Annotated in this window: 18 protein-coding genes; 1 reads left to right on the top strand and 17 read right to left on the bottom strand. The window is 69.9% G+C overall.

What is annotated here, in order from left to right:
* Positions 1–11: 11 nt before the first annotated feature.
* The 16 genes from ACFJGV_RS18405 to ACFJGV_RS18330 all read right to left on the bottom strand — a co-directional run bounded on the left by ACFJGV_RS18405 (position 12) and on the right by ACFJGV_RS18330 (position 16,706).
* Positions 12–731, bottom strand: a complete 720-nt coding sequence (locus ACFJGV_RS18405) for an alpha/beta hydrolase (protein ID WP_378148788.1) — start codon at positions 729–731, stop codon at positions 12–14.
* Between the two features lie 10 nt (positions 732–741).
* Positions 742–1,032, bottom strand: coding sequence for a hypothetical protein (locus ACFJGV_RS18400; protein ID WP_378145647.1), 291 nt, complete (start codon positions 1,030–1,032; stop codon positions 742–744).
* A 47-nt stretch (positions 1,033–1,079) separates the two neighbouring features.
* Positions 1,080–2,708 carry a cation:proton antiporter gene (locus tag ACFJGV_RS18395; protein WP_378145646.1) on the bottom strand — a complete coding sequence of 543 codons (1,629 nt, stop codon included), beginning with the start codon at positions 2,706–2,708 and terminating at the stop codon, positions 1,080–1,082.
* 85 nt (positions 2,709–2,793) lie between these two features.
* Complete coding sequence (locus ACFJGV_RS18390; RefSeq protein ID WP_378145644.1) at positions 2,794–3,462, bottom strand: transglycosylase SLT domain-containing protein; 669 nt, start codon at positions 3,460–3,462, stop codon at positions 2,794–2,796.
* 1 nt (position 3,463) lies between these two features.
* Positions 3,464–4,081 (bottom strand): lytic transglycosylase domain-containing protein, encoded by a 618-nt coding sequence (locus ACFJGV_RS18385; protein ID WP_378145643.1) that lies wholly within the window; start codon positions 4,079–4,081, stop codon positions 3,464–3,466.
* 208 nt (positions 4,082–4,289) lie between these two features.
* Positions 4,290–5,936: a dipeptide ABC transporter ATP-binding protein gene (locus tag ACFJGV_RS18380; RefSeq protein WP_378145641.1), complete on the bottom strand. Its 1,647-nt coding sequence runs from the start codon at positions 5,934–5,936 to the stop codon at positions 4,290–4,292.
* Complete coding sequence (locus tag ACFJGV_RS18375) at positions 5,933–6,982, bottom strand: ABC transporter permease (RefSeq protein WP_378148786.1); 1,050 nt, start codon at positions 6,980–6,982, stop codon at positions 5,933–5,935. The genes ACFJGV_RS18380 and ACFJGV_RS18375 overlap by 4 nt, the downstream gene beginning before the upstream one ends.
* A 31-nt stretch (positions 6,983–7,013) precedes the next feature.
* Entirely contained in the window at positions 7,014–8,099 is a 1,086-nt protein-coding gene (locus tag ACFJGV_RS18370) for an ABC transporter permease (protein ID WP_378145639.1), read from the bottom strand.
* 117 nt (positions 8,100–8,216) lie between these two features.
* Positions 8,217–9,845, bottom strand: coding sequence for an ABC transporter substrate-binding protein (locus ACFJGV_RS18365; RefSeq protein ID WP_378145637.1), 1,629 nt, complete (start codon positions 9,843–9,845; stop codon positions 8,217–8,219).
* A gap of 201 nt (positions 9,846–10,046) precedes the next feature.
* The gene (locus ACFJGV_RS18360) at positions 10,047–10,598 is read right to left on the bottom strand and encodes a DivIVA domain-containing protein (protein WP_378145636.1); all 552 of its coding nucleotides are present in this window, start codon (positions 10,596–10,598) and stop codon (positions 10,047–10,049) included.
* A gap of 72 nt (positions 10,599–10,670) precedes the next feature.
* Positions 10,671–11,633, bottom strand: a complete 963-nt coding sequence (locus ACFJGV_RS18355; protein WP_378145635.1) for a phosphatidate cytidylyltransferase — start codon at positions 11,631–11,633, stop codon at positions 10,671–10,673.
* Between the two features lie 19 nt (positions 11,634–11,652).
* Positions 11,653–12,207 carry a ribosome recycling factor gene (gene frr / locus ACFJGV_RS18350; protein WP_378145634.1) on the bottom strand — a complete coding sequence of 185 codons (555 nt, stop codon included), beginning with the start codon at positions 12,205–12,207 and terminating at the stop codon, positions 11,653–11,655.
* Positions 12,208–12,252: 45 nt separating this feature from the next.
* Positions 12,253–12,972, bottom strand: coding sequence for a UMP kinase (gene pyrH, locus ACFJGV_RS18345; protein ID WP_378145632.1), 720 nt, complete (start codon positions 12,970–12,972; stop codon positions 12,253–12,255).
* 99 nt (positions 12,973–13,071) lie between these two features.
* Positions 13,072–13,902, bottom strand: a complete 831-nt coding sequence (gene tsf, locus ACFJGV_RS18340; RefSeq protein WP_378145630.1) for a translation elongation factor Ts — start codon at positions 13,900–13,902, stop codon at positions 13,072–13,074.
* Positions 13,903–13,933: 31 nt separating this feature from the next.
* The gene (rpsB, locus tag ACFJGV_RS18335; protein ID WP_378148784.1) at positions 13,934–14,950 is read right to left on the bottom strand and encodes a 30S ribosomal protein S2; all 1,017 of its coding nucleotides are present in this window, start codon (positions 14,948–14,950) and stop codon (positions 13,934–13,936) included.
* Between the two features lie 220 nt (positions 14,951–15,170).
* Complete coding sequence (locus ACFJGV_RS18330) at positions 15,171–16,706, bottom strand: sugar porter family MFS transporter (protein WP_378145628.1); 1,536 nt, start codon at positions 16,704–16,706, stop codon at positions 15,171–15,173.
* Positions 16,707–16,859: 153 nt separating this feature from the next.
* Between ACFJGV_RS18330 and ACFJGV_RS18325 the strand changes: the two genes are divergently transcribed.
* On the top strand, positions 16,860–17,513 hold the full coding sequence (locus tag ACFJGV_RS18325; protein ID WP_378145627.1) for a murein hydrolase activator EnvC family protein: 654 nt from the start codon (positions 16,860–16,862) through the stop codon (positions 17,511–17,513).
* Between the two features lie 262 nt (positions 17,514–17,775).
* Here the strand turns inward: ACFJGV_RS18325 and ACFJGV_RS18320 are convergent, their stop codons facing one another.
* The gene (locus ACFJGV_RS18320) at positions 17,776–18,726 is read right to left on the bottom strand and encodes a tyrosine recombinase XerC (RefSeq protein WP_378145625.1); all 951 of its coding nucleotides are present in this window, start codon (positions 18,724–18,726) and stop codon (positions 17,776–17,778) included.
* Between the last annotated feature and the right edge of the window lie 9 nt (positions 18,727–18,735).

Raw genomic sequence — 18,735 nt, 5'->3', positions numbered from 1 at the left:
CCCCCGGATGCTCAGTCGGGCAGGTGGTAGACCGTCGGCAGCGGAAGGGGCACGGCGGGGTTCACGCGGGCGACGATCTCGTCGAGCACGCGCCGTGTCTGGTTCTCCCCCACCCAGAGGTGCTTGCCGCCCTCGACCTCGATCAGCTCGATGTCGGAGACGGCAGCGAACCGCTCGCGGGCCTCGGGCGGGCGGAGGTAGTCGTCGAGCTCGGGGATGAGCGCGACGAGCCGCTTGCCGTTGCCGTCCCATGCGGCCACCTCCTCGGCCGACGTGCGGTGCAGCGGCGGCGACAGGAGGATGGCGCCCTCGATCTCGTGCCGAGCGCCGTACTTCAGCGCCAGCTCGGTGCCGAACGACCAGCCGACGAGCCATGGATGCGGGAGCCCCCGCTCGTGGACGAACGCCATCGCGGCGTCGACGTCGTGCCGCTCGCGCTCGCCGTGGTCGTAGGCGCCCTCGCTGGTCCCCCGGGGCGACGAGGTGCCTCGGGTGTTGAACCGCAGCACCGCGAGGTCGGCGAGAGCAGGAAGGCGGGCGGCCGCCTTCCGGATGATGTGGGAGTCCATGAAGCCGCCGCCGGGCGGCAGGGGGTGGAGGGTCACGAGCGTCGCGACGGGCGGCCGCCCCTCGGGGAGGGCGAGCTCTCCCACGAGCGTGAGCCCGTCGGCGGTGTGCAGCTCGATGTCCTCCCGCACGGCGGGGAGCAGCGTGGTGCTGCGGATCTCGATGTCGGCCACGTCAGACTCCGATCTTCCAGCAGTGGGCGTGCCAATGCCGCCGTCCGGAGAGGTCGCTGGCGTCGCCGAGCACTCCGTCGGCCCGCCAGGCGACGAGATGGGCGGTTCCGGGCTCGACGGCCCTCCCGCATCCCGGGCAGACGTACTCCTTGACCGCGGAGGCGCCGGAGACGGGCTGGACGTTCCATTCCACCCCGCGCCGCACCTCGACCCGACGCCAGCCGGCGACGAGCCTCTCCATCCGCTCGTCGGGCCCGTCGTCCTGGGGACGACGGCGGTGATGGCGGGGCATGACCTCAGTCTACGAAGTCACGGACGGGCGGGGCCTGCGCTCAGCCGTCACTCGTCGTCGTCGGCGACCGCCTGGTAGAGGCGTGCCTCCTCCTGGTCGAGCATCGTCTGAGCACGGGCGAGCACCCGCGAGGGGTAGTCGCCCCGCGACCGCGCATCGAGCAGGGCGCCGCGCTCGGCCTTCAGCACCTCGAGCCGCAGCTCGCGGTACTGCCGGTGGGGCGTGCCGGCGTCCTCGTCGGCCTCGCGCGCGTTCTCCCAGGCCGACTCGCTGCGCAGCTGGGCATCGGTGCGGACACGCTCGACGACGATCGGTTCGACGGCCTCGCCGCTCGGCAGCCGCACCCCCTCGGCCCGGAGCGTCTCCTCCCCGGCCTCCCGCAGCTCGTCGACCAGCGTGGCGAACGACTCCTCGTCGGCCGCCTTGTCGACCCCGCGCACGCCCGAGAGCCGGATCACGGCGGGCAGGGTCATCCCCTGCCCGAGGAGCGTCACGACCGCGACGGTGAACGCGATGAGGATGAGCTGCGCCCGGAACGGTGTGCCCTCCGGGAGGCTCTGCGCGGCGGCCACCGTGACCACGCCGCGCATGCCCGCCCAGGTGAGCACCACGCTGCCGCGCATCCCGACGGGACTCTCATGCGGACGCCCGATCGTCCTTCTGCGGTTCGCCCACCACCGTTGGACGAACAGCAGCGGAGCCACGAAGCCGAAGCGGATCCCGAGCAGGGCGAGGGCCGCCAGCACGCCGAAGAGGATGGCGCCCGTCGCGTCGAGCGACGCCGCTCCGTGGTCGCGCACGACGGCCGTGGTCACGATCTCCTTCAGGGCGAGGCCCATGAGGAGGAAGACGCCGTTCTCGAGCAGGAAGTTGATGGTGCGCCAGTTGAGGCGCTCGCTGAGCCGGGTCACCGCGGTGAACCGCCTCGCTCCGTGATGCCCTGTGTAGAGCCCGGCGACGACGACGGCGAGGACCCCGGAGGCGTTCAGCACCTCGGTCGGCAGGTACGCCACGAACGGGATCGTGAACGACAGCGCCGTGTTGAGCACGCTGTCGCGGAGACGCGAACGCACGAAGACGGCGAGGAACCCGACCACCAGGCCGATCGCCACGGCGATGACCGAGGAGGTGAAGAAGTCGATGACCACTCCGCCGAAGGCGACGCCGCCGCTGATCGCGACCGTCGCCGAACGCAGCAGCACCAGCGCGGAGGCGTCGTTCACGAGGCTCTCGCCCTCGAGGGTCGCGATCAGTCGCGGGGGCAGCCCGAGACGCTTGCCGATCGAGGTGGCGGCCACCGCATCCGTGGGGCTGATCACAGCGCCGAGAGCGATCGCCGCGGGGAAGCCGATCCCCGGGACGATCGCCCACAGCCCGAGTCCGATGATGAACGCGCTGGCGAACACGAGCACCACCGACAGCACGGTGATCGACCCGAGGTTCTTCCGGAAGTCCACCAGCGGCACGTTGATGGCCGACGAGTACAGCAGCGGCGGGAGCACCACCGCGAGCACCCACTCGGACGGGATCGTGATCGGCGGCACGCCCGGGATGAGGGAGACGCCGAGGCCGACGATGACCACGACGAGGGGCGTGGCGAGCCTCAGCTTCGGCGCCAGCGCGGCGAGGGCGACGATGACGATCAGCCCGATCACAGCGATGATCTCCGGCCGCATGCCGCCACTCTAGCGAAGCGGCGCCCTCGGGCGGGTCAGCGCCGGCGTCGGAGGCGCGTGACCGCGCGAGAAGCGGAGGGGCGGCTCAGTACCAGCCGCGGTCCTCCGAGGAGCCCCAGGCCTCGCACGGAGTGCCGTAGCGACCGACGATGTACGACAGGCCCCAGGCGATCTGCGTCGCGGGGTTGGTCTGCCAGTCATCGCCGAAGGAGGCCATCTTGCTGCCGGGCAGCGCCTGCGGGATGCCGTACGCACCGCTCGAGGAGTTGGACGCGCTCGGGTTCCAGCCCGACTCGCGGTTCCACAGCGCCAGGAGGTAGTAGTACTCCAGGTCGTCCCACCCGTGGGCGAGCACCTGCTGGTAGGCCATGCCCTTGGGCGTCCCCGGATCGGGCAGCCCCGGCGTGGGCACGGAACGGGCCCGGCACTCGGAGGGTGCGCTCGACCCGCTGGACGAGCTCGACGACCCGGAGGGCGCGGCGACCGCGACCGGGGCGACGACGGGCTCGGGAGCCGGCGGCTCGGTCACCTGGTAGCCGTCGCGCGACACCGTCGATGACGCGGAGCCGCTCGCTATCGACTGCGACGCCGAGACCCCGACGGGGTTGCCGGGCGCGTAGAAGTCGGAGGCGTTGGCTAGGGATGCGGTGCGCGGCTGCAGCGCGAACAGCCCGACGAAGGCCGCGGCGACGCTGAAGGCGACGACCTGCAGGCCGATCCGCACACCCGGATGCACGTCGCGCTTGAGCGACATCTCAGTACCACCCCGAGGAGTCGGAGTGCGCGAGCGCACTGACCGGGTCGCCGTAGACGCCCGCGATGTAGTTGAGCCCCCACGTGATCTGGGTGGCGGGGTTCGTCTGCCAGTCGGCGCCGGCGGAGGCCATCTTCTTGCCGGGCAGCGCCTGCGGGATGCCGTAGGCACAGCTGGACTTGTTGAGCGCGTTGATCCGGAAGCCCGACTCACGCATCCAGAGCTTCTCCAACGCGTCGTACTGTTCGCCCGTCCAGCCTCGGGCGGCGGCGAGATCGCGAGCGACCGCCTTCGCACCCTCGGGGTCGGCCGAGACGGCGGGTGTCGGGCACGACGAGTCGGACGAGGACCCGCCGGACGAGCTGCTGCTCGTCGAGTCGGTGGTGGGCGCCGCGGCGACCACGGGAGGCGGCGGGGGCGCGGCCACGGAGTAGGCGTCGCGCGAGACGTCGGCCGCGAACGCACCGTCGACGGCCATGACCTGGCCGTCGGGGCTGTAGTCGGCGAACGTGCCCTGGAACTGGGTCGCGGAGGCGACCGTGTTGGGGCCGGCGACGAAGACGAACGCGCACGCGGCGACCGCGGAGAGCCCGACCACCTGGAGTCCGACCCGCTGCACCGTGGACCGCCGAGGAGGCCGACGCGTCGTCACCGGTGCCGCGGTCGACACGGTCGTCGACGCCGAGCGTGCAGCCGACGTGGTGGTTCGGTGAGTGACGCCGCCTCGCCCCGGACGGGACGTGGAGCGAGCGTCTTCCAGTCGATGCTTTCCCACGATCGCATCATCCTAGCCCACGAGCGTGACCGGAGCCCAGCCCGCGCCCAGGCTACGCGCCCCGCGCGGCCCGCCGAGCGGCCTGCTCCACCGGGTCGGGCACCGGCAGCGACTCGAGCAGCCGCTTGGTGTAGTCGTGCTGCGGTGAGGTCAGCACCTCGGCCGCATCCCCCTCCTCGACCAGCTCTCCGTGATAGAGCACGGCGATGCGATCCGCGAGGAGGTCGACCACGGCGAGGTCGTGACTGATGAACAGGCAGGCGAAGCCGAGGCTCGACTGCAGCTCGGCGAAGAGCTCGAGCACGCGGGCCTGCACCGAGACGTCGAGGGCCGAGGTCGGCTCGTCGGCGATCACCAGCTTCGGCTCGAGCGCGAGCGCGCGAGCCAGGCTCACCCGCTGACGCTGACCGCCCGAGAGCTCATGCGGGAACCGGTCACCGTAGGCACGCGGCAGCTGCACCGCCTCGAGCAGCTCGTCGACGCGACCCCTCGCCTGCACCGTCGACCGGGCACGGCCATGGATGACCAGAGGCTCGGCCACCGCATCCGCGATGGTCAGCAGCGGGTTGAAGCTGGCCGCGGGATCCTGGAACACGAACCCGATGTCGGCGCGCAGCGGCTTGAAGCGGCGCTCTGAGAAGCCGACCATCTCCGCTCCGAGTACCTTCAGCGATCCGCCGGTCGCCCGGGTGAGACCGCCGATGGCGCGACCGATGGTGGTCTTGCCCGACCCGCTCTCCCCGACGAGTCCCAGCACCTCCCCCGGGGCGATGCGGAACGAGACCCCGTCGACCGCGCGGAACGCCTTGCGCCCGAAGCGGCCGGGGTACTCGATCTCGACCCGGTCGGCCTCGACGACCGGGGTCGCGGTGCTCTCCAGCTGCCGGCGCTCCTGGGTGCGCGCGCCGACACGGGGCACCGCCGCGAGGAGGGCCTTCGTGTAGTCGGCCTGCGGAGACGCGAACAGCGTGCGCACATCCGCCTGCTCGACGACCTCGCCGTTGTACATGACAGCGACCCGGTCGGCGAGGTCGGCGACCACACCCATGTTGTGCGTGATGAGCACGATGGCCGTACCCAGGTCGTCGCGGAGACGGCGGAGCAGGTCGAGGATCTCGGCCTGCACCGTCACGTCGAGCGCGGTGGTCGGCTCGTCGGCGACGATCAGACCCGGTCGCTGCACGAGCGCGCACGCGATCACGATCCGCTGCTTCTGGCCGCCCGAGAACTGGTGCGGGTAGTGGTCGACGCGGGTCTCGGGATCCGGGATGCCCACGACGCGCAGGATCTCGATCGCCTCGCGCTTCGCCTCGGCGCGGGAGATTCGGCCGTGGGCACGGAGGCCCTCCGCGATCTGCCAGCCGACGGTGTAGACCGGGTTCAGGGCGGTCGAGGGCTCCTGGAACACCATCGAGACGTCGCGTCCGCGGAGCTCGCGGAGCCGTCGGCCCGTGACCGACACGACGTCGACCGAGCCGTCGGAGGCGCTCGTGAGCACCACCGCGCCCGAGACAGCGGCGGTCTCGGGGAGCAGCCCCAGCATGGTGCGGGCTGTGACGGTCTTCCCGCTGCCCGACTCGCCCACGATGGCGAGCACCTCTCCACCCGCGACCGAGAGCGAGACGCCGCGTACGGCGCGAACCTCGCCCGATCCGCTGCGGAAGGTGACCCGAAGGTCCTCGACGTCGACGACGCTCATGCGCCCGCCTCCTCGGAGTGTGCGGTGGTGGCCGGGGCCGCCGGAGTGGCCGACGCGGATACGGCCGCGGCGGAGCGGTCGTGGCGGCGGCTGCGCCTGGACGCCCGCCGACCGCGCAGGCGCGGATCGGACAGGTCGTTGAGGCTCTCCCCCACCAGGGTGATGCCGAGCACCGAGATCACGATGGCGAGGCCCGGGTAGAGCGCCGTCCACCAGATGCCGCTCGTCACGTCGGACAGCGCCTTGTTGAGGTCGTAACCCCACTCGGCGGCGGCCGTGGGCTCGATGCCGAAGCCGAGGAAGCCCAGGCCCGCGAGGGTGAGGATCGCCTCGGACGAGTTCAGCGTGAACAGCACGGGGAGCGTGCGCGTGGCGTTCCGCAGCACGTGCCGGAACATGATGCGCGGCACCGAGGCGCCCAGCATCCGCGCCGACTCGACGTACGGCTCGGCCTTGATGCGCATCGTCTCGGCACGGATCACCCGGTAGTACTGCGGGATGTAGATCACCGTGATCGACAGCGCCGCCGCGGTGATGCCGCCCCAGAGGCTCGACTGCCCGCCGCTGATCACGATCGAGAGCACGATGGCGAGCAGCAGCGACGGGAACGCGTAGATCGCGTCGCCGATCACGACGAGCACGCGGTCGAGCCAGCCGCCGATGTAGCCCGAGACCAGTCCCAGGAGGATGCCGATCACGATCGAGAACACCACGGCCATGATGATGACGAGGAGCGCCGTCTGCGCACCCCAGATCACCCGCGAGAGGACGTCGTAGCCGCCGACCGTCGTCCCCATGAGGTGCGCGGCGCTGGGCGGCTGCTGGGCGCCGAACGGACCGTCGGCGTCGCGCAGTTGCGCGAAGCCGTACGGCGCGAGGAGCGGCGCGAAGATCGAGGTGAGCACGAAGAGCGCCGTGATCACGAGACCGGCGACGAGCATCCCGCGCTGGAGGCCCGAGCTCTGCCTCAGCTGCTTGATCACGGGGATGCGGTGCCAGAGGTCCGGCTTCTCCGGCACGGCGGCCGAGAGGGGCTCGGGCTTCATCAGGTCTGCGCCTGCGGAGTCGAAGCTCACGTCAGTACCTCACCCTCGGGTCGATGAGCGCCGCGATGATGTCGACGATGAAGTTGGTCACGGCGACGATGACGGCGAGGAGCGCGACGATGCCCTGCACGGCGACGAAGTCGCGAGCGGCGAGGTACGACGCGAGCTGGAACCCGAGACCCTTCCACTCGAACGTCGTCTCGGTGAGCACGGCGCCACCCAGCAGGAGCGCGATCTGCAGGCCGATGACGGTGATGATCGGGATGAGCGCGGGCTTGTACGCGTGCTTGCGCACGAGCCGCGCCTCGGAGACGCCGCGGGAGCGCGCCGCCTCGACGTAGTCGGTCGAGAGCGTGCCGATCACGTTCGTCCGGACCAGGCGGAGGAAGACGCCCGCCGTGAGGAGGCCGAGCGCGATGCCGGGGAGCACGGCGTGCGCGAGCACGTCGCCGATGGCGGCCGAGCTGCCCGAGGCGATCGCGTCGATGAGGTAGATGCCGGTGTGCACGTCCGCCGTCTGCATCGCGAGCTCGGTCCGTGTCGAGGCGCGACCTGCCACGGGCAGCCAGCCCAGCCAGACTGAGAAGACGAGCTTGAGGAGCATGCCGGCGAAGAAGACCGGGGTCGCGTAGCAGAGGATCGCGAAGATCCGGAGCACCGCATCCGGCAGCCGATCGCGGAAGTAGGCGGCGAGCATGCCGAGCGGGATGCCCACGATGAACGCGACGACGAGGGCGTAGAAGGCCAGCTCGAGCGTCGCGCCGCCGTAGGTGAGCAGCACCTCGGTGACCGGCCGGTTGTCGGAGATCGTGTTGCCGAAGTTCCCCGTGAACACCTGGCCGAGGTACTCGAAGTACTGCACCAGCACCGGGCGGTCGTAACCCGCCTCGTGGATGCGCTCCTGCAGCTGGTCGGCGGTGAGCCGTCCGCCGAGCGCGGCGGTGATCGGATCGCCGATCGTGCGCATGAGCAGGAACACGAGGGTGACCAGGATGAAGATGGTCGGGAAGATCAGGAGGAAGCGGACCAGGATGTAGCGGCCGAGGCCGCCCCCGGCGCTCTTCGACCGGGGTGCGACCACCGACGGCGCGTCGGTGGGGAGCATGCTGGTGGTCATCGGGGCCAATCGTCGAAAGGATCGTGCTCGTCGAGCGCGGCTCTACAGGGCGAGACGCGCAGGAGCGACCGGCGACCGGCCGCCCCTGCGCGTGGGTGGGCTGACGCTACTGGAGCGTCATCCCTTGGTGAGCGGTGCGTAGCGGAACTTGAACGACGCGTCGAGGGTGACGCCGCCGATGTCGGTTCCGGCCACCGCGACCTGAGCGCCCTGCAGGTACGGGACGGTCGACAGGTCGGCCGCCTCGAGCTCCTGGATCTGCTCGATCAGCTGGGTGCGCTCGGCCGCATCCGGGGTGGAGGCCTGCTGCAGGATGAGGTCGTTCACCTGCTGGTTCGAGTAGTGGTTCGACAGGAAGTTCTCCGTGAGGAAGAACGGGGTGAGGTAGTTGTCCGCGTCCGAGTAGTCGGGGAACCAGCCCAGCTGGTATGCCGGGTACAGGTCGGCCGTGCGGTCCTTCGCGTACTGCACCCACTCGGTCGACTGCAGGTTCACGGTGAACAGACCCGATGCCTCGAGCTGGTCCTTGATCAGCGCGTACTCGTCACCCGAGGACGGACCGTAGTGGTCGGGGCTGTACTGCAGGTTCAGCGTGATCGGGGTGGTCACACCCGCGGCCTCGAGGGTCTGCTTGGCCTTGTCGACCGAGGGGCCGCCGTTGCCGTCGCCGTAGGTCTCCTTGAGCACCTCGGTGGAGCCGGTGAGGCCCGCCGGGACGAAGGAGTACAGCGGGGTGTAGGTGCCCTTGTAGACCTGCTCGGCGATCTCGTCACGGTCGATGAGGTCGGCCACCGCCTGACGGACGGCGAGCGCCTTGGTCGGGTCGGCCTCCGCGGTCGTGGCGCCGAAGGGCTGCGTGTCGAAGTTGAAGACGATGTAGCGGATCTCGCCGCCGGGGCCGTCGTAGACCTTCACCTTGTCGTTGCCCTGGAGGTCCTCGACATCGGTCGCGGAGAGGCTCCGGAACGCCACGTCGATGTTGCCCTCCTGCACGTCGAGCTTGAGGTTCGACGAGTCGGCGTAGTACTTGACGTTGATGGGCGACGCCGCGGGGTCGAGGAGGCCCTTGTAGTCGGCGTAGGGCTCGTACGAGATCAGGTTGTTGAAGTCGTAGCTCGAGATCGTGTACTGGCCGGCGAAGGCGTCGCCGTCGACGATGTCCTTGTCGGGGGTCACCGCGTCGGCCGAGAAGACCTCCTCGTCGACGATCGGGCCGGCCGGGCTCGACAGGATCTGCGGGAAGACCTGGTCGTCGGGGCTCTTGAGGTTGAAGATGACGGTGGTGTCGTCGGGGGTGTCGACCGACTCGAGGTTGTAGAGCAGAGACGACGGCCCGTTCGGGTCGGCGATCTTCAGCTGCCGGTCGAAGGAGAACTTCACGTCGGAGGAGGTGAGGTCGTGGCCGTTGGCCCACTTCAGCCCGGACTTGAGCTTCACCGTGTACTCCGTCGGAGCGGTGAACTCGGCGCTCTCGGCGATGTCGGGCGCCACGTCGGGGCTGCCGTACGGCGTGTTCATGAGGAACGGGAACACCTGGTTCATCACGGCGAACGAACCGTTGTCGTACGAGCCCGCGGGGTCGAGGGTCGTGACCTTGTCGGTCGTGCCGACGATGATCGTCTCACCGGACCCGCCGGTCGACTCCGGAGAGCCCCCGTTCGAGCAGCCGGCGAGGACGAGAGAGAACGCGACGCCCCCCGCGGCGACGACGAGCGCGCGACGGGCGATCGTGGAAGCGGATGTCATATCCGTCATACCTCCTGATGGGTTCGCGCGCCGCGACGATGCGGCCACGGCACGCGGGTGCTGTGTGCTTAGGAGATACATAGGACCATGTCCACCGAATGGGGGCAAAATCCCCCGACGCTTCTTTACGCGATAGAAACAACGACGCGGGAGATCAGCGCACCACGCCGATATGTTGCGCGCCTCCGCAGAAAACCTGCGTCAGCGCACGGCGAGCATCACGTCGACGACGGCGTCGAGCACCGCGTCGACCTGTGCCTCGTCGTAACCGCCGCGCTTCGACCGGAACGTGATGGTGCGGACGTCGGTGACCGAGAGGTCGGCGCCGGCGCGGAAGTACTGCACGAGGTGGTAGGTGAAGGCGTCGACGTCCTTCGGGTGGTACCCGATGCGGAGGAAGCCCGCGCGGGTGAACTTCTGCCCGTCGGGCCGCTCGATGCGGTTGAGGATCTCCCTCGCCCGCGACCGAGCGTTGGCGAACCACGCCTCGTCGCCCACCTTGGTCCACGCCTGATCGCGCTCGCGGAGCGCGAAGGCGTCCTCGAGCCGCTCGAGGGCGGCGTCGACGGCGGGTGGGTAGTACCCTCCCTTGCGCATCGTGAAGGCCGTGCGCCGCACGACGTCGCTGGAGATCGCCGGCCCTCCGGCTGCCCGGGCGTCATAAGCGTCGCGGGCGCGCGCGAGGAACTCGTCGACCTCGTCGGTGTCGTATCCGAGCTTGGAGCCTCTGGTATGCGGGAAGGGGCTGCTCACGGCTCTATTGTGCCATTCTCGACAAGCCGACCCTGAGCATCCCCCACCCGCGGCATCCCCCACCCGCGCCCGTCAGCCGGTGATGAGGACGTACAGCACGTACGCCACGGCCGCCGAGGGCAGGATCGAGTCGAGCCGGTCGAGCAGGCCGCCGTGGCCCGGGAGCCAGGAGCTCATGTCCTTGATGCCGATGTCGCGCTTGAGGAGCGACTCGCAGAGGTCGCCCACGGTGGCGGTGAGGGAGATGAGCAGACCGAACAGGAGGCCGAACCACCACGGCTCGTGCAGCAGGAAGATCGAGAGCAGCACGCCGCCGATCACCGCGATGACGACCGCGCCGGCGAAGCCCTCCCAGGTCTTCTTCGGGCTGATCGTCGGCGCCATGGGGTGCTTGCCGAAGTTCAGGCCCGTCGCGTACGCGCCGGTGTCGGTGAGCACCACGACGGCGATGAAGGCGAGCACCCACCACTGCCCGCCGTCCTTCGACAGCAGCAGGATGGCGGTGCTGCCGAGGAACGAGACGTAGACCTGCACGAACGTGCCGGCGGCGAGATCACGCAGCAGACGGCGCCCGTCGTCCACCGCGGGCCTCCGCAGGCCCGCCTCGGCGAGACGCCAGAGGGCGATCAGCAGCACGCCGCCGAGGAACACCAGCCACTGTCCCGCGGCTTGCCAGTAGTAGGCGGCCGGCACGACGGCGATCGCCGTGATCATCGAGGGGATGCGCGGGACGTGCACCGGCGTCGCCTTGCGGAACGCCATGATGAGCTCGAGAGTGCAGAACGCCGTCACCGCGGCGGCGAGCACCATGAAGACCTCTTTGATGAGCACGAGGCTCACCACGAGCACCGCGCCCATCGCCACGCCGATGAGGATCGCGTACAGCAGGTTGCGACCCGTGCGCGCCGTGATCTTCTGGTTGGCCTCCTCGAAACGCTCGCGGCCGGCCTTCACCTGGGCCTGGAATTCGTTCTTCGAGAGCGGACGCCCGCGCCGACCCGAGCTCGGGCGAGGCGGCTCTGTCTCGTCGGCCATGCGGATCGGTGACTCGAGGTCAGACCTCGAGCAGCTCCGCTTCCTTGCGCTTCAGCGCCTCGTCGATGGTGTCGACGAACTTCTTGGTGAGCGACTCGAGCTCCTTCTCGCCACGAGCCACCTCGTCGTCGCCGACCTCGCTCTTCAGCGCGTCGAGGTCGTCCTTCGCCTTGCGGCGGATGTTGCGGATCGAGACCTTGCCGTCCTCCGCCTTGGTCCGGACGATCTTCACGAACTCCTTGCGACGCTCCTCGGTGAGCTCGGGGAGCGTGACACGGATGAGCGTGCCGTCGTTGGTGGGGTTCGCGCCGAGGTTCGGCTGGTCGCGGATGGCCTGCTCGATGTCGCGCAGAGCGCTCTTGTCGTACGGGGTGACGACCAGCGTGCGCGCCTCGGGGTTCTGCAGCGAGGCCAACTGGGCCAGCGGCGTGGGCGTGCCGTAGTACGAGACGAGGATCTTCTGGAAGAGCGCGGGGTTGGCCCGGCCGGTTCGCACGGTCGCGAAGTCTTCCTTGGCCACGTCGACGGCCTTGCTCATACGCTCGGTCGCATCGGACAGCACATCGCTGATCACGGGGAACTCCTTAGGTCTTGCGTCTGTCCAGTCTAGGGTGCGCGCTCAGTTCGAGTTCGACACCAGCGTGCCGATGCGCGCCCCGAGGATCGCCTTCTCGACGTTGCCCTCGGGCTCCATCCCGAACACGTGCATGGGCATGCCGTTGTCCATGCAGAGGCTGAACGCCGTGGAGTCGACCACCTTGAGCCCCTGCTGCAGGGCCTCGTTGTAGGTGATGGTCGCGAGCTTGGTGGCGTCGGGGTTGGTGCGCGGGTCGGCGTCGTACACGCCGTCGACGCCGTTCTTCGCCACGAGCACCTCGTCGGCGAGGATCTCGAGCGCACGCTGCGCGGCGACCGTGTCGGTGGAGAAATAGGGCAGCCCGGCACCGGCGCCGAAGATGACGACGCGGCCCTTCTCGAGGTGACGGATGGCGCGTCGCGGGATGTAGGGCTCGGCCACCTGGGTCATCGAGATCGCCGACTGCACCCGCGTCTCGGCGCCGGCTTGCTCCAGGAAGTCCTGCAGCGCCAGAGCGTTCATCACCGTGCCGAGCATGCCCATGTAGTCGGCACGCCCGCGGTCCATGCCGCGCTGCGACAGCTCCGCGCCGCGGAAGAAGTTGCCTCCGCCGACGACGATCGCGATCTCGACCTTCTCGGACGCCCGGGCGATCTCCCTGGCGAGCGACGACACGACGTCGGGGTTCACGCCGAGCGCTCCCCCGCCGAACGCCTCTCCGGAGAGCTTCAGAAGGACCCTTCGCTTGCTCGGCTCTGCCATGGTCTGACGGTTCTCCCTCGTGGTGTTGTGATCTCAGGCTACACACGACGAAGGGGGTCCGGATCGTGAATCCGAACCCCCTTCGTGCGACTGGATGTGCTAGGCGCCGACCTTGAACCGGGCGAAGCCGGTCACGGTCAGACCCGCGTCGGAGAGGACCTTGCTCACGCTGAGCTTGTTGTCCTTCGCGTACTCCTGGTCGAGCAGGGCGACCTGCTTGAAGAACGCGCCGAGGCGACCCTCGACGATCTTCGGCAGGGCGGCCTCGGGCTTGCCCTCGTTGCGCGAGATCTCGGTGACGATCTCGCGCTCCTTCTCGACGACATCGGCAGGCACCTCGTCGCGCGAGATGTACTGCGGGTCGGCGAACGAGATGTGCTGCGCGATCGAGCGCGCGGTGTCCGCATCCGAACCCGTGTAGCCGACGACCACGCCCACCTGGGGCGGGAGGTCCTTCGAGGTCTTGTGCAGGTAGATCGCGAACGCCTCGCCCTTGACGAGGGCGACGCGACGGAGCTCGATCTTCTCGCCGAGGATGGCGGCCTCGTCGCCGATGAGCTCGGCGACGGTCTGGCTGCCCGCGGGGGCGGCCAGGGCCTCGTCGACGGTCGACGCGCCCGACGCGGCGACCGCGTCGAGGACCTTGTCGGCCAGTGCGACGAACTTGTCGCCCTTGGCGACGAAGTCGGTCTCGCAGGCGAGCTCGATGAGCGTCGCGGAGCCGTTGCCGTTCTCCTTCGCGGCCACGAGGCCCTCGCTGGTGGAGCGGTCGGCACGCTTCGCGTTGCCCTTGGCGCCCTTGAGGCGGAGGATCTCGACCGCCTTCTCCATGTCGCCGTCGGCCTCGACGAGAGCGTTCTTGGTGTCGACCATTCCGGTGCCGAGACGCTCGCGGAGCGTCTTGACGTCAGCCAGGCTGATGTTTGCCATGGTGCTTGTTACTCCCTTGAAGTGTGGGTGATTACTTGGCGGGACGCTTCTCGGCCTCGGTCGCCTCGGCCTCGATCTTCGCCTCGGTCTCGGCGTCGCTCTCGACGTGGTGCTCGGGGACGAGGGTCGGGTCGGCCTCGGCGTCGTGAGCTGCGGCCACGGCGTCGGCGTCGTTCTCCTCGGTCGGCGTCTCGGCGGCGACGACCTCGGCCACGGCCTCGGCGTCCTCGGTGCCGGTGACCAGACCGTCGACGGCCTCGATGCGCTCGGCCTCGCTGGCCGGCGTCTCGGACGCCTGGAGGAGCTCGCGCTCCCACTCGGCCAGAGGCTCGGCGGGCTCGCCCTCCTCGGGCTTCTGGTGACGCTGGATGAGGCCCTCGGCCGCGGCGTCGGCGACGATGCGGGTGAGCAGGGCCACCGAGCGGATCGCGTCGTCGTTGCCCGGGATCGGGTAGGCGACCTCGTCGGGGTCGCAGTTGGTGTCGAGGATGCCGATGACCGGGATGCCGAGCTTCTTCGCCTCGTCGATGGCGAGGTGCTCCTTCTTGGTGTCGACCACCCAGAGCGCCGACGGGGTCTTCGTCAGGTTGCGGATGCCGCCCAGCGACTTGTGGAGCTTGTCGAGCTCGCGGCGCTTGATGAGGAGCTCCTTCTTGGTGAAGCCGCTCTTCGAGCCGTCCTCGAAGTCGAGCTCCTCGAGCTCCTTCATGCGGGCGAGGCGCTTCGACACCGTGGAGAAGTTGGTGAGGAGGCCACCGAGCCAGCGCTGGTTCACGTAGGGCTGGCCCACGCGGGTCGCCTGCTCGGCGATGGACTCCTGCGCCTGCTTCTTGGTGCCGACGAAGAGGATGGTGCCGCCGTGGGCGACGGTCTCCTTGACGAAGTCGTAGGCGCGATCGATGTAGGCCAGCGACTTCTGCAGGTCGATGATGTAGATGCCGGAACGCTCGGTGAAGATGAAGCGCTTCATCTTCGGGTTCCAACGACGGGTCTGGTGCCCGAAGTGCACGCCGCTGTCGAGCAGCTGGCGGATGGTGACGACGGCCATGGCCGGTCTCTCCTCGTGTTGCGGCACGCGCGACACGACGGTCGAACGCACCTGATCGGTTGTCATCGCGGCGACGATCGTCGCGATCCTGGTGCCCTGCGCATCCGCCGCACGGTCAGACCGGAGCCTGGTCGAGCGGACCGAGTGGATGCAGGTTGGCTTGCGCCGAGAGGGCACGCGAAGTCACCCCGACTTCGCGGGGTGCACGACGACTATACCATCAGGATGCGGACGTGGCCTTCTGAGCGCCCGCCCGATCGCTCCGCCGCTGGCGAGCCGGCGAGAGGTCGTCCATGCTCTCGAGCGACCGCCCCTTCGTCTCGGGCACGGCGAAGAAGACGAACACGAACGACAGCACCGCGAAGAGCGTGTAGAGCCCGTACGTGAAGCCGAGGGAGAAGCCCGACAGGCCGGGGAAGGTCTCGGTGATCGCGAAGTTCGCGAGCCACTGAGCTGCTGCCGCGACGCCGAGGGCCTTGCCCCGGATGCGGTTGGGGAAGATCTCGCCGAGCAGCACCCAGACGATCGGACCCCAGGTCGCGCCGAAGAAGACGACGAAGAGGTTCGCACCGACGAGGGCGATGATGCCCCAGGCTCCGGGCAGCGTCGGCGCGGCACCGTCGACCCCGGGGACCGCCTGCGTGAACGCGAGCGCCATGGCTCCCAGGGAGACGGCCATGCCCGCCGACCCGACGAGCAGCAGCGGCCGACGACCGACCTTGTCGACGAGGAAGATCGCGATGAACGTCACCGCCACGTTGATGACGCTCGTGATCACCGAGATGATGAACGACGTGTTGGCGTTCCCGATGTCGAACCCGACCGAGTTCCAGAGCGTCGTGGAGTAGTAGAAGATCACGTTGATGCCGACGAGCTGCTGGAAGACCGACAGCAGGATGCCGATCCACACCACGGGCATCAGGCCGAGGAGCTTGCCGCGGAGCGACCCGGTGCGGGCGTACTCCTTGTCCTTCGCGATCGAGTCCTCGATCTCCTTGAGGGCGTTGTCGACCTCGGAGTCGGTGGTCACCGAGGCGAGCACGCGACGGGCGTCGTCGCGGCGCCCCTTGCCCGCGAGGTACCGCGGAGACTCGGGCAGGCGCAGCGCCAGGATGCCGTATATCGCCGCGGGGATCACCGCGACGGCGAACATCCACCGCCACGCGTCGCCGTTGAACCAGAACGGCTCGTTGGCGCCGCCCGCCGCGCCCGCGATGAGCGCGTTCGAGAGCAGAGCGGCGAAGATGCCGAGGGTGATCGCGAGCTGCTGCAGCGACGCGAGGCTGCCGCGCACGGCCTTGGGCGCGATCTCCGAGATGTACGCCGGGGCGATCACCGAGGCGATGCCGATGCCGAGACCACCGAGCACACGCCAGATGATGAGGTCCCAGGTCGCGAAGGCGAACGCCGAGCCGATCGAGCTGATGAGGAAGAGCGCGGAGCCGATGAGCATGACGGGGATGCGGCCGATCCGGTCGGCGATGCGACCCGCGAACCACGCGCCGATGGCGCAGCCGAGGAGTGCGCACGCGACGACGAACCCGGACACCAGCGGCGCATCCGTGAGGTTGAAGTCGGCCTCGATGGCCTGCACGGCGCCGTTGATGACGGAGGAGTCGAAGCCGAACAGGAACCCTCCGAGGGCCGCCGCTATCGAGAGGGCGAGGATCTTGCGGCGCAGCTTCTTCTCGAGCGCTCCGGCAGGACGCGCCGAAGCGGTCCCCGTCTGCTGCGACCCTGCAGTCGAATCGGACATCTGACCACTCCTAGCTCGGCCTCACGGCCGTCCTGCTCGCGTCCACGCGGTGCCAGTGGCGCCGCTCCCCCACAGACACGATCTTGGCACCAACTCTCCACCGGTGGGCATCCCGGCGCGCGAAAACGCTGTCCGGAGCTCGATGGTGGTCGCATGCTCCGTGTCCTCCTCGCGCTCGTGTCGTCGGTGCTCGTCCTCCTCGGTCCACCTTCGGCCGGGGCTCGCCACCCACGTTGGGCCTGGCCGGTCGAGGGTGCGCCTGTTGTCGCGCGGGGGTACGAGGCGCCGGCCACCCGCTACGGCGCCGGACACCGCGGGCTCGACCTCGCGGTGGGGGTCGGGGGCGTGGTGCTGGCTCCTGCCGACGGGACGGTGGCGTTCGCGGGGCAGGTGGCCGGTCGACCTGTGCTGGCGCTCGAGCATGGCGGCGGGTACCGGTCGAGCCTCGAGCCGGTGTCGTCCACGCTCGCGGTGGGCGACACCGTGACGCGGGGGCAGCCCGTGGGCGCGGTCGCCGAGGGTGGGCACTGCACAGGCTGCGTGCACTTCGGCGTGAGGCTCCGCGGCGAGTACCTCGACCCGCGCGCCCTCATCGTGGGCATCCCGCGCGCGGTCCTGCTGCCGGCGGTGGCCGTCGCGCCTGTGGCGCCCGCGTGGGTCGTGGCGGCCCGGCTCAGCCCGCCGCGTCGGGTGTTGGGTGCTGATCCTCGTCGGGGCCAGCGCGTCGTCGCCTCGTCGCCTCGTCGCTTCATCACCGAGTACGCGACACCTCCCCCGTACTCGGTGGGGCATGCCCGGATTCGGTGACGAGCGTCGGTCTACGGGACCGGTCGCGCAGGCCGGTCGTGGTCACTTCGACACCGATCCCCGTCCCTCTGACACCGACTCCGCCAGACCTCCGCCGTATTCGGCCGGGCATGCGCGGATTCGGTGACGAGCGTCGGTCTACCGGACCGGTCGCGGATGCCGGTCGTGGTCGCTTCGACACCGATTCCGCGAAACCGCCCCCGTATTCGGCCGGGCTGCACCGGATTCGGTGTCGGAGCGTCGGTCCGTGCGGGCGTCTGGGCTACGCGCGGGGGTGGGCGGCGCGGTAGGTGTCGCGGAGGCGCTCGATCGTGACGTGCGTGTAGATCTGGGTGGTGCCGAGGCTCGCGTGGCCCAGCACCTCCTGGACGCCGCGGAGATCCGCGCCGCCGTCGAGGAGGTGCGTGGCGGCGGTGTGCCTCAGCGCGTGCGGGCCGGAAGGACCCGAGCCCGGCACCTCCGCCAGCAGCGACGAGACCAGGCCGTACACCGTGCGGGTTCCGAGCCGCGCACCCCGCGCGCCCAGGAACAGGGCGCACTCGACGCGCGCAGTCCGCGACGCGCCGGCCTCACCGGACGCGGCGGCCGCCGAGCGCTCCAGCAGAGTGCGCCTGGCCCGGGCCAGGTAGTCGGCGAGCGCATGCTGCGCGGGGCGCCCGAACGGCACCACGCGCTCCTTCGCGCCCTTGCCCGTCACCCTGACCGTCCGTCGGTCGAGGTCGAGGTCATCGACGTCGATGCCCACGAGCTCCGAGACGCGGAGCCCCGAGGCGTAGAGCAGCTCGACCACCGCGACGTCGCGCACCGCGACGGGGTCGCCCTCCGCCGCACGCGACTGCACCGCGTCGAGCACCTCGTCCATCGCGCGCACGCCGAGCACGCGTGGCAGGGTCCGGTCCGGGCGCGGGGCCTTGAGCCGCGCGGACCCGCCGCCCACCTCTCGGCCCGTGCGATCGAGCCACGCGGCGAACGTCTTCGCGCTCGCCGAGCGGCGTGCGAGAGTCGCCTTCGCAAGCGAGCGCTGCGATCCGTCCCAGAGCCAGTCGCGGAGCAGCGCGAGGTCGATCCCCGCGGTGTCGGTCACCCCGCGCTCGCCCGCGAAGCGCTCGAGGTCGGCCAGGTCGGCACCGTACGCCCGCACCGTCTGGAGTGAGTACCCGCGCTCGAGCCGGAGGTGCTCGGCATAGGCCTCGCGCGCATCCGGGATCAGCATGGGACCATG

It is taken from the genome of Cnuibacter sp. UC19_7, assembly GCF_042699995.1.
GTDB lineage: Bacteria > Actinomycetota > Actinomycetes > Actinomycetales > Microbacteriaceae > Cnuibacter.
The sequence above is the reverse complement of the archived record's forward strand: the minus strand, read 5'-3'. Positions and strand labels throughout refer to the sequence as shown.